The following is an 11,928-nucleotide window of genomic DNA, read 5'->3' on the forward strand; positions in this document are numbered from 1 at the left end:
TTTATAAAATATAAAACTAAAAATTTATAATGGAGGTTTTTTATGAATAAAAAAACAACAGTACCACTAATTGCACCTGAAATAGCGGGGATATGGAATGCTTATATGAGTGAGAGCCTAATAGTAAGAGTTCTTAGCTATTTTCTAAATAGAGTAGAAGATAAGAAAATACGTGACGTTTTGCAGCAAACATTTGATATGTCAAATCAAAATGTCACAGAACTTACTGAGCTTTTTAATCAGGCGGGATTACCTTTGCCAGATGGATTTACGGATAATGATGTTAATATTAATGCCCCACGATTATTTTCAGATACTTTCTACTTGGCATATCTATCATATATGTCAAGAATTGCAATGCACAATTACACATTAATTTTAAATGAAATAGCCCGTTCTGATATTAGAGATTACTTCTCGAAACGCATTAATAATTCTATAGAGCTATATAACAAATCAGCAGATTTACGATTATCAAAGGGTATATTTATAAGAGCACCATTTGTAGAAGTAGCTAAAAAAGTTGAATATGTTAAAAGCCAAAATTTTCTGCTAGGGATTTTGGGTAAAAAACGACCAATGCTTTTAAACGAAGTTACTCAATTGTTTGGAATTACTTTTTCAAATATAGTTGGAAGAGCTATGACTACTGGATTCGGACAGGTTTCAAAGAATGAAGAAATATCAGATTATTTCTTTAAAGGTAGAGATTTATCATCCAAAATAATCGCTGAATTAACAGAGGTTTTTTCAAATGACGATATTCCAATTCCTTCTACTCCAGATTCTTTTGTAACTGATTCTACAATATCACCTTTTTCGGAAAAATTGATGCTAACTCATATATTAGTGTCATCCGCTTCAGCTGTAGGTAGTCTTGGCATGGCTATGTCAGAAAGTTTAAGAGTAGATTTGTATGCAATATATGTTAAATACACAGCTCAAACTATGAAATACTCCCAAAATGGCGCTAAAATCATGATTGATAATAAATGGCTCGAACAACCACCAGCTGTATTAAAACATAAAGATTTAGTAGGAAAACAATAATAATTTTCTTGATAAAAGATTTTAACAAATGTTTTCATGTCTTTCTTTAAACTTATTTTTGGACTAGGTGGATTTATGTTAATTCGTATTTGCCATATATGTTGTCACAAGTAACCCCATATCTAATGATATGGGGTTACTTGTTTTAATTGTAAATATAATCTATATAGAATAGAATTTTATTATATTAGCTACAAATTTAAGTTTTTTTTGTTAGCTTATGTTAAAGTTATTGTAAGCTATATAAATAGAATTGATGTTAGATATCCAATGAGCAAAGAAGTTCAACGTGATTTATTTGACACTATTAATATACATAATAAGAAAAATACTCAATCACTTGCTAAACATCTCAGTAGTATTAAAGTAATGAAAAGTAACTTTATAAAAAATAGCAAGTATAAAAAGGTAGTATAAATTTAAAAGGATGGTGCATTAAATGTTTAATAAACGAAGTATAGTAACAAAACCACAGCAGGAAGAGGAATTAAACGAAAATATAACATCAGAAGAAACAAAGGTAACAATAACACCAAAAATGATAAAAGAACTATTAGATCAGTCTATAATAGGACAAGAAGGGGCTAAAATAGAGTTATCTATAGAATTACATAATCATATGATAAGGATTGCAACTGGTATAGAACTAGAAAAGCACAATATATTACTAACTGGACCAACAGGTACTGGAAAAACTTTATTAGCTAAAATATTATCAGATATTGCTGAGTTACCATTTGTTATTGGTGATGCTACAAGTTTGACCGAGGCTGGATATGTTGGTGATGATATTGAGAGTATGATTTACTCACTTTTAGTAAGGGCAGACGGCAATATTGAACTTGCCCAGAAAGGAATTATATTTATTGATGAACTTGATAAAATAGCCAAAAAGGGTGAGACCATGACTATTACAAGAGATGTATCAGGAGAAGGCGTTCAGCAAGGTTTACTTAAGATGGTTGAAGGTGGTATTGTTAGAGTACCAGAAGGTGGAGGTCGTAAAAATCCCACAAGTAAAATGATTGAGGTAGATACAACTAATATCTTATTTATTGCAGGCGGATCTTTTGATGGTATTGAAACTATTGTGGAAAATCGTCTTAAATTCAGTCCCAATAATAGATTAAAACAGTTTACTAAGCCAGGAATTGTTAGATCATTAGGTTTTGATGTAGCTAGTACAGTAGAATCAACTGTAAAGAATTATGAAAAAGATTACGAATATACAAAATATCTTAGGACAAACATAATTAAAAAAGATTTGCAGGAGTTTGGGTTAATTCCTGAGTTGCTTGGTAGATTTCAAGTATTATCAAATTTAGATCCATTATCAAGAGATAATCTTATTGAGGTACTTAAGCTTGATACTAGTGTGTTTGAACAGTATAAAAAGATATTTGCTTATTTGGGGAAAAATCTTGAGTTTAGCACTGATTGCCTTGAAGCAATTGCAGATATTGCCATTGAAGAAAAGATGGGTGCTAGAGGGCTCGTTAGTATTGTTTCGAGAGTTTTAAGAGATTTAAGATTTGATGCTCCTTCCGATGACACTAAAGATTACTATATAGACAAAGCCTATATACTTAATGTTTATGCTAAGATAAATAAAGAGCTGCCTATAGTAACTGACATAGAAGTTAAAGTAGAATCACAAGTAGCGGTTGAATCATTATAAGCTTCAAAGTATTTGAAGATATGTTGGGATAGCTGCATTAAATTATCCTATTTTAAAAGAGATAACTTTAAGTTATCTCTTTTTTTAAAACTAATATTTAACTATAAAATCTCTGAACTAAGGATATCATTTCTCCTAGTTTTTCTCTTTTCTTTAATAAACATTATTACTCTAGGCAATAATGAAATGATTGGTATAGCTATTAATACATAAGAAAAATGATTTTTTTAAAAAGGTAGATTATTTAGAAGGCATAAGTAATAAAAAAGGACTCAACATAATATTAATTATATTGAATATAATTAAATGAAAGTAGGGGATTAAATGTTATTAACCAAAGCAACATTAGTTTTATTAAATCAGCAAATATCTCATGAATTAAATAACCATAATATTTATCGCAACATGCAAGGATACTTTTCCGATTTAGATTTAGATGGATGGGCATCATTTTTTGGTGTGCAGGCTGAAGGTGAGTATGATCATTATAAACATATTATTAGTTACTTAGATGATAAGAATGCTAAATATGAGATAAATGTATCTGCTTATGATAATTATCAATTCAAGGATATTAAAGAAATACTTGAAAAATACTATGCTACTGAAATAGTAACTACAAAAAAGCTTTATGCTGTTTTAGAACAGGCGAAGGCAGATAATGATCATGGTACAATAGGTTGGTTATATACTATACCTGTATCTGAAGGTGGGTTATCACTAATTCACGAACAAATTGAAGAGGAAGATTCAGCATTATGCTTACAATCTGAGTTTATGCAAGGTTTTGGCAAGGATGATCAATTGAATCAACAGTGGATTCGTACAGTAAATGAAAATTTGATTCGCAGGCTGGACTAAGTAAAAAGTAAATGTATGGAACTTTTAATGGAAGCCAAATGGCTTCCATTATTTATAGCTTTTATTTATCTAAACTCTTTAGCACTATAATTATCATATGGAACATCGTTTATGAACTAAATTTACGATGTTAAATACCTAATTCTTGTTAATCCATCCTTTTGAGCTTAGTATCAATACCTACTTTGAGTTGTATTTCTTATACTTGTGTCCACAATTCATACATTTCATCTCAATCTTATTAGCACCTATAGCTCCACTAGCTAATCCTATAGGGCCTAATAACGTTCCCCAAATAACAGCTTTACCTACTCCAAATCCATTTTTAACAGGTTTTACATTTGATGATGAACACTTAGGACAATGTGGTATATAATTTTTATTTACTCGATTTCTTTCTTTTTTATCAACTACAATCACTTTTTCACGTTCAACATTTTTATTAACTTTCTCCCATTTAAGAAGAATTATTATACTTGCTATTACTATCCCACCAGTTAATAACGATTGTAACATAAGAATCCGCCCCCTTTTTTTTACTTGCTTTTTCATCTGCTCTCTTTTTATCTTCAATAATGTTATCAATTATAATTTTATCAGCAATTTTTTTATTTTCTATGCTTTTAGTTCAACCATAATTCCAAAAATTTAAAACCAGCTAGACATATATTAATTAATCGTGACTTTTTCTCCACTCTCCACTATATTTTCCTCTATTCAAAATTATTATTATATAAATTACTTTTATTGTACAATATTGTTATGTTTTATTCCATATATTCTTTAATAATATTTTTATAGAATTTTATATATGAAGGACTTAATTCTTGATAGTGAAATTTTTAGGGGAAATAATTAGGTTAATATCATTTGTGATGTTAAAGAGAGTTATTTAGTACCTAAGAACCACTTGCCTTTAGGCTTGGGAGTCTAAGAAAAGGGCTACTGAATATATAGCAAATAATCCAGATGAGGTAGCTAACTTAATTGCTAAAGATTTTATAATTACGCCAGCACATTTCTTTTAAAGGTTGCAACAGATGTTTTAGGTAATAGTGTTATAGCAATTACACCATTAAAGGATGCTGGTTTTACAAAAAATGATATAAGAAAATTGTCTAAGAAATTGGGTGCACTTACTTGGAACAAGCCAGCATTTGCATGTCTATCATCAAGGTTTCCATATGGTAATGAGATAACAGTGGAAAAGTTAAGTATGGTTGAAAGGGCAGAACAGTTTTTATTAGATTTAGGATTTAGGCAGATAAGGGTAAGCCACCATGAAGATATAGCGAGAGTAGAGGTTAGTGCTGAAGAAAGGGATGAATTTTTCGACATTAATATTATGGATAAAGTTGGAAATAAATTGAAGAATATTGATTTAAATCAATAGCTTTTATTTAATCGTCTTCGTCCCAGTTTTTAGAATAACTCTCAAAACTTCCGGAAAATTTATATCTTGCCACATAAAGTGTAATAATCTGTTCTTGTAAATTAACGTACAATTAACATTACCATAATATTTTTGTAATATTATAAGCCTATACTTATAAATATAATGATAGTTACTTATTAATGGTAATAAAATAATATACTTATAGGGGGTATAAAATATGTTAAAAGTAAGAAAAAAATTAATTACTGCTTTCTTGGTTGCATCAATTCTTACTACTACAGGTATTTCAGTATTTGCAGCAGATAATGATGGATGGACGGAGGCAAGTCAAACGCAATCATCCCAGAATGGTAAATGGGATGATTGGTGTACTACGTGGGAAACAATTAAAAATAACCCAGTACAAATGTCATTAACCATTGGCAAGGATGCAACAGAGTTGAATTTTGCATGGTATTCAAAAGATACCGTTACTGCTCCAAAACTAAAAATCGGAAAAGCTCAAGATATGAGTGATGCAAAAGAACTAAGTGTAATTAGTACATCTGTAGCTAATGGCTACAAATCAAATAAAACTACTGCAACAAATCTTGTGGAAAACACAACTTACTACTACAGTTATGAGGTAGCTGGAAAATGGACCAATGCTACTGTTTATAAAACTCAGAGTACAAAAAGTTTTAGCTTTTTATATGTTGGTGATCCACAAATAGGTTCTTCAAGTGGTAACCGGGCTACTGGTTCAACAACAGAACAAGGTCAAGATATTGCAGTAAGAAATGATGCTTTTAATTGGAATAACACTATAAATACTGCATTAAAAGCACAGCCTAATCTAAGTTTTATACTATCAGCAGGAGATCAAATTCAATCACGCGATAAGGAAAATCCAATATATACTGGAAATGAGATTGAATATGCAGGATATTTAAGTCTAGAAGCATTAAAGTCATTACCTGTTTCTACAGCAATAGGTAATCATGATTCTCCTAATACTAACTATTCTCAGCATTTTAATAATCTTAACACATCTAAATTAGGACTTACCCCAGCAGGAAGTAGCTATTACTACTCATATGGTAATACCTTGTTTATTATGTTAAATGATAATAACACTAATATGGCAGAGCACAAACAGCTAGTTGAGCAAGCTGTTAAATCAAATCCAAATGCAAAATGGCGTGTTGTAACAATTCATCATGATATATATGGTTCTGGTGAACATTCTAATGAACCAGGTATAGTTAACTTAAGATATCAATTAGTCCCTATTTTCGAGGATAATAAAATAGACGTTGTTCTTACTGGACATGATCACACATATTCAAGATCTTTAATATTAAATGGTGGAGTACAAGATACATCTAAGTCAATAAGTGATGATGAATTTGATGATTACGAAGATGGAAAAACTCCAATTGATTCAAAATATAATGAATATTTATCAAGTATTGAAGACACTAACTCTGTACAAGACGTAACTCTTAAAAATGGAAGTGTTACAAATCCAAATGGGATTTTATACATGACTGCAAACTCTGCATCAGGTAGTAAATATTATGATTTAGTTCCACATCAGCAAGCATATATTGCAAAGAGATGGCAGGAAAATGTACCAACATATTCAAATATATCTATTAATGATACAAGCTTTACTATAAATACTTACAGAACAGATAATGGTGCAAAAATTGATAATACATATTCAATTATAAAAACTTCTGAAGAGGTAGCAATAGTTGATCCAATAGTTCCACCAGTAACCACGGTAACAATTCCAAGTGCTCCTACAGAAGTAATAGTGGCACCTGCTGCTACTTCTACAGGTATTGGAAGTGTTAAAACGGGAGAGAATTCTAGTAATACTACAGTAGTTATTCTCATTTCATCTTTAGTGGCAGTAGCTTACTTAAATAAACGTAGGATTTTGAAAATAGTTAATAAATAAAATTAGCTTATCTAAAATTAATATTAGTTAATATCCACAGGAGTATGCGATGTATACTCCTGTAATTTAAGGAGAAATATTATGTTTGAAAAACTATTTGCGAATAAATTTACAACGCTACGAAGAATGATAATCCTTATGCTTGCTATAGGATTTTTATTGTTTTTAATTTATCAATTTATAGTTATTACAGGGCACCTATTATTTATATTTTTGTTTATACCAATGTTATATAAGGGTTACTCGCCATTTTTATCAGCAGTTATTGTAGCCATGCTTATTACCATTGTCACAAATTATTTAATTGGTGGTTATAGTATAAAAACAGTAGCATCAATTCTAGGAACTGTAATTGGAGTAATGGTTGCAGGTGGGGTTGCCGTAGGTTTTGGTTATTTTACACATATATCTGGATATAATGTTTCAGAGGTAGAGGAATTAGTGTTTGTTGCTAATAACACAAATTTGAAGGTTGGTGGAATTTTATTTGCAGGGATACTAATTGCATCATTAGGTGCAGTTATGGATGTTAGTATATCGGTAGCATCTGCAATAAATGAAGTTTATGTTACAAATCCTAATTTATCTAAAAAGGAACTTTTTTCATCAGGAATGAATGTTGGACGAGATATAATGGGAGCAAATGCAAATACACTTATATTGGCATATACAGGAGGAGCTCTCAATACATTAATATTAATATATGTATATAGCATGAAATATAATCAATTAATAAACATGTATTCAATAGGTATAGAAATTATGCAGGGACTCTCAGGAATCGTTGCTGTAGTTTTAACTGTACCAATTGTATCATTCATAGCTTCACAACTACTAACTAATAAATCAATAAAAAGTGCCCTTCAAAAAGAACTATGAATAAAATAAATATTAATAAGTTAATAAGTATAATTCTTATCCTGGTAGTAATAGTTTGTTCTTTAAAATTGTTTTATAAAGACTTTTCACATTACAAAGATCGTAAAAACTACTCTGAATTTAAAGAAATTAAGCAAGCAGCTACGGTTACACCACCGAAAAAAACTGATAAAATGGAAGATTCAAAAGAAAATAAATTAAAAGCTATTAACTCAGATTATAAATTGTGGATTAATATCCCTAATACTGATATAGATTATCCAGTTGTTCAAGGAAAAGATAATGATTTTTATTTACATAAAAATTTTAATAAACAAAAAAGTGAATCTGGAACTATTTTTATTGATTATAGAAATGATATGAATTTAGATACAGAAAAAAACATAGTTTTCTATGGCCATCATATGAAAGATGGTACTATGTTTAATCAAATAAATAAATATAAAAATGTTGAAAATATTAAAAGTGGTATTATAAAAATAGTTAAAGATGATAAGGAATATATGTATGAAATTTTTTCGGTTTTTGTATTAGATGAGAAGAAAGATAATTTAAAGATTAAGTTCACTTCCACTAAAGATTATGCAAATTATATACAGTTTTTAAAAGAAAAATCTATATATAAAAAAGTGATTGAAGGCAACGATTATAACAATATTATAACTTTATATACCTGCAGTTACGAATTTACTAATGCAAAAACAATAGTATGTGCAGTATTAAAATAAACACGCCCTAACGCTTGCCATTAATAGGTGTAGATGTTGTGCTATAAGTCATAAAATAGAGGGAATCAAAATTAAAGTAGATATTATCTACTTTAAATGAATAATTCTGGTTTTCTTCTTTTTTCGAAATTAATTTCTAATTCATTTTTATGTCTCAAATAATCTACACTATCATAGTATTTAGCTCCAGTAGGACATGCTTTAATACAAGCACCACATTTAATACAGATACCATTCAACTTAGATACATCGTCAGAATCAATAGAACCCATAGGGCATACATTTACGCAAACTTTACAATTAATACAATTACTATTTGTTTTGGGCGTAACCCTTCTAATATCTGCAATATTACCATTATTATCTTTAGGCATATAATAATTTCTATAGGGAGTATTCCCTTTTACATCAACGGTACATAGGTTATCTTGTATCATTAGTTTTTTGCATATTTCATTACCAAAATCACTTACTATATCCATATCTTTTTCATCAGGTCTATTTTTTGCAAGAATTTTAGAAAATGAGTGTTCGCCAATAAATGCCCCCCCTGCAATTACAGTAAAACCATTAAAATTCAAAATATCTCTTAGTTCAATTAAAGCATCATCATAGTTTCTATTTCCATAAACAACTACAGCAATTGCCAAAGCACCATTACCCTTAAGAGTATTCAGATATTTAAGTAATATATTTGGTACCCTTCCTGCATAAACTGGTACGCCTACAATAACAATATCCTTATCTGTAAAGCAGACAGATTTCTTTCTACTATCTGGTAATGTAAAATTAATATTTTTCAATACCTTTTCTACATTCAAATTTTTTAAAATAGTATCAGATAGCCCAGTCACCACTTTTTTTGTTGTACCTGTTGGACTAAAAACAACTGTATTTATTTTCTTATTCATAATGTTTCCTCCTGTAATAATATTAATATATAAGTCAATTAAATAATATAATTTTAACATATATTAATGCAAAAGTTAAACCTAATAATCTAGCTGATTATATTATTAAGTTTAATAATTAAAACACAGAATATAAACGGCTATAGCAAGTAATGTCTGTGTGCTAAGAGCGCTTAATTTTTGCCAGCTTTTATGAAATTTATTATAGATATAGATGTTATTATATGGTATAAATTAATTTTACTTATTAAAATTATCTAAGGTTAATCCTTAATATTTGATATGTTATAATGGTATATAACATATTAAAGAGAGATAGATGACTTTGAGTTATATAATAAAAATTAGGAGGAGATAATAATGGAAGTAATATCAAGCTTTCAAGTTAATCATATTAAGTTATTAAGAGGTTTTTATGAATCTAGGATAGATGGGGATGTCATTACTTATGATCTTAGAATGAAAGAACCTAATAGGGAAAAGGTTATGTCAACAGGTTCTTGTCATACTACTGAACATATTGGTGCTACGTTTCTAAGAAGTCAAGATATAGCAAAAGACGTTATCTATTTTGGCCCTATGGGGTGTAGAACAGGGTTCTACATGATTATGAGGAATATAGATAAGACAAAGGGTATTGAGGTAGTAAAAGATATGATGAAGTTTATATTGGCGTTTGAAGGAGAGATACCAGGAGCACAACCAGATCAGTGTGGTAATTATTCGGATATGGACCTAATAGGAGCAAAGAAGGATGTACAGGAATATCTTGATACTCTTCTTAATGCAACTTCTTTAAATGTAAACTATCCAGAAATAAAATCTTAGGATTTTAATGGAATTTTACAAGGAAAGTCTCCTACTTGTAAAAGTGGATGACTATTATGAAAGTAGTGAAATTTGAACAATTAAAGAATCAGACGCAATATGATGGGATTAAACCATTGACTAATGTCCAAGGATAACTTTAGAGAAAAATTAGCTGAGAATTTATATAGGTAATAGCAACAAAAAAATATAAACTTTGATAAGGCGGCGTATAGTTATGGGTCAAACAATTATAAAAGAACTGACAGTAGAGATAAGAGATAAGGTCAATGCTACAATAGTTAAAGTTTTAGGGTATGATAATGTTTCACTTGTTTATGGACAAAGTTATCAAAAAGGAGATAAAATTTGTTTTACAAATTTATCTGAAGATAAATATTTAGTGATTAAGATGGATGATGAGTTAGATGAGGCTCTAATCTATGTGGTGGGGAATACATTGGAGTTTGAGATTCCCTTTGATGAAGATACTAAGCCATACTCTGAAAATACCTTTAAAGGAATAGAACATAATATCAGTATACACAAGGCTAGAAAAGAAGAAATATACGCCTATAGAGACCTTGCAAAAAATGTAATGGATAAGCGAGGAGAAACAACATATTATCCTCATGCAACAGCAAATGTGGAGACTCGGAATGAGGCAGTTTTCGCTGCACGAAATGTTATTGATGGAAGAACAGATACACAAGGACATGGCAGATGGCCTTACCAGTCTTGGGGAACATGGCAAAGAGAAGATGCCGAAATTAGTGTTAATTTTGGTAGAGAAGTAGAAGTGGATAAGATAGCTTTATATTTAAGAGCAGATTACCCACATGATACTTATTGGAACTTTATTAGAATTGAATTTTCTGATGGAAGTTATAAAATTGTTGAACCAGTAAAGTCTTGTGATGCTCAATATTTTGAGTTTGATAAAAAAATAATTACATGGATTAAATTATTGAATTTTAAGAAGGCTGAAGAAGAAATCGATTTTGCAGCACTGACGGAAATTCAAGTGTATGGTAAGGATATTTAAAATAGAAGACAATAAGGTAATGGTGGAGGACTTAAAATGATTTTAACGATGAACAATTCATAAGTTTAAATACAACCCACCAGTCAAAGTAGATGAAGATAATGTTTCAATTTGCATGGGATAACTTCTCATGATGTACTGATTATACAATTAAATTACAGAATTTAAACGGCTAAAGCCCTAAATTTCAGGGGGCTAAGGCCGTTTAATCTTTGTCCATTTTTATGGAATTTACCATAGATTTTATATTTGGTAACAAAATAATAAGTATGGTTCTCAATACTAAGGGTATTAACAAATAAGAAGTACTGGTGATTATAATGGTTGATTATGTTTAAAACATAATCTTTTATACTGAAAGTCATAAAATTGCAGTAAAAAGCAATGATAGTTAAATACTGAAAACGTTTTATAATGTTAACATTATATTAAGTTAATGGAAGGGAGAAAGATAAGATGATTAAGAGCATTAAAAAAAAGCGTAAAAATAATGACAACTTTATAATGGTACCTATAGGAAGGACACTTGAAAAAAAAGTGTTTGGATTATAGGTGCTTTTTTTGTATAATTTATATATAGATTGGATGGTGGCAAATGAGTAAAATATTATTTACCGAAAAAGAT

At 29.6% G+C, this 11,928-nt stretch carries 10 protein-coding genes and 1 pseudogene; 9 read left to right on the plus strand and 2 right to left on the minus strand.

The window, feature by feature from the left end:
- Positions 1 to 42 precede the first annotated feature (42 nt).
- The 3 genes from ACREVX_RS00580 to ACREVX_RS00590 all read left to right on the plus strand — a co-directional run bounded on the left by ACREVX_RS00580 (position 43) and on the right by ACREVX_RS00590 (position 3,589).
- Positions 43 to 1,050 carry a DUF3231 family protein gene (locus ACREVX_RS00580; protein ID WP_431542105.1) on the plus strand — a complete coding sequence of 336 codons (1,008 nt, stop codon included), beginning with the start codon at positions 43 to 45 and terminating at the stop codon, positions 1,048 to 1,050.
- Between the two features lie 439 nt (positions 1,051 to 1,489).
- Positions 1,490 to 2,728 carry an ATP-dependent Clp protease ATP-binding subunit ClpX gene (gene clpX / locus ACREVX_RS00585; protein ID WP_431542106.1) on the plus strand — a complete coding sequence of 413 codons (1,239 nt, stop codon included), beginning with the start codon at positions 1,490 to 1,492 and terminating at the stop codon, positions 2,726 to 2,728.
- A 324-nt stretch (positions 2,729 to 3,052) separates the two neighbouring features.
- The gene (locus ACREVX_RS00590) at positions 3,053 to 3,589 is read left to right on the plus strand and encodes a ferritin-like domain-containing protein (RefSeq protein ID WP_431542107.1); all 537 of its coding nucleotides are present in this window, start codon (positions 3,053 to 3,055) and stop codon (positions 3,587 to 3,589) included.
- Positions 3,590 to 3,769: 180 nt separating this feature from the next.
- On the opposite strand, the gene ACREVX_RS00595 is transcribed toward ACREVX_RS00590, so the two are convergent.
- Positions 3,770 to 4,105: a hypothetical protein gene (locus tag ACREVX_RS00595; protein ID WP_431542108.1), complete on the minus strand. Its 336-nt coding sequence runs from the start codon at positions 4,103 to 4,105 to the stop codon at positions 3,770 to 3,772.
- 550 nt (positions 4,106 to 4,655) lie between these two features.
- On the opposite strand from ACREVX_RS00595, the pseudogene ACREVX_RS00600 reads away from it, so the two are divergent.
- The 4 genes and pseudogenes from ACREVX_RS00600 to srtB form a co-directional block, all read left to right on the plus strand.
- Positions 4,656 to 4,967: pseudogene (locus tag ACREVX_RS00600) on the plus strand (adenine nucleotide alpha-hydrolase family protein); the annotation flags it as partial.
- 235 nt (positions 4,968 to 5,202) lie between these two features.
- Positions 5,203 to 6,933 carry a purple acid phosphatase family protein gene (locus tag ACREVX_RS00605; RefSeq protein ID WP_431542109.1) on the plus strand — a complete coding sequence of 577 codons (1,731 nt, stop codon included), beginning with the start codon at positions 5,203 to 5,205 and terminating at the stop codon, positions 6,931 to 6,933.
- An 81-nt stretch (positions 6,934 to 7,014) separates the two neighbouring features.
- The gene (locus ACREVX_RS00610; RefSeq protein WP_431542110.1) at positions 7,015 to 7,812 is read left to right on the plus strand and encodes a YibE/F family protein; all 798 of its coding nucleotides are present in this window, start codon (positions 7,015 to 7,017) and stop codon (positions 7,810 to 7,812) included.
- Positions 7,809 to 8,540, plus strand: coding sequence for a class B sortase (srtB, locus tag ACREVX_RS00615; protein WP_431542111.1), 732 nt, complete (start codon positions 7,809 to 7,811; stop codon positions 8,538 to 8,540). Before ACREVX_RS00610 ends, srtB begins: the two co-directional genes overlap by 4 nt.
- A 92-nt stretch (positions 8,541 to 8,632) precedes the next feature.
- On the opposite strand, the gene ACREVX_RS00620 is transcribed toward srtB, so the two are convergent.
- Positions 8,633 to 9,451 (minus strand): flavodoxin family protein, encoded by an 819-nt coding sequence (locus ACREVX_RS00620; RefSeq protein ID WP_431542112.1) that lies wholly within the window; start codon positions 9,449 to 9,451, stop codon positions 8,633 to 8,635.
- A 360-nt stretch (positions 9,452 to 9,811) separates the two neighbouring features.
- Here ACREVX_RS00620 and ACREVX_RS00625 point away from each other — a divergent pair, with 360 nt between their 5' ends.
- Entirely contained in the window at positions 9,812 to 10,279 is a 468-nt protein-coding gene (locus ACREVX_RS00625; protein ID WP_431542114.1) for an S-ribosylhomocysteine lyase, read from the plus strand.
- A 217-nt stretch (positions 10,280 to 10,496) separates the two neighbouring features.
- On the plus strand, positions 10,497 to 11,303 hold the full coding sequence (locus ACREVX_RS00630; RefSeq protein WP_431542115.1) for a DUF7402 domain-containing protein: 807 nt from the start codon (positions 10,497 to 10,499) through the stop codon (positions 11,301 to 11,303).
- Positions 11,304 to 11,928 lie beyond the last annotated feature (625 nt).

Origin of the sequence: Clostridium sp., assembly GCF_050717545.1 — a bacterium.
GTDB lineage: Bacteria > Bacillota > Clostridia > Clostridiales > Clostridiaceae > Clostridium_AD.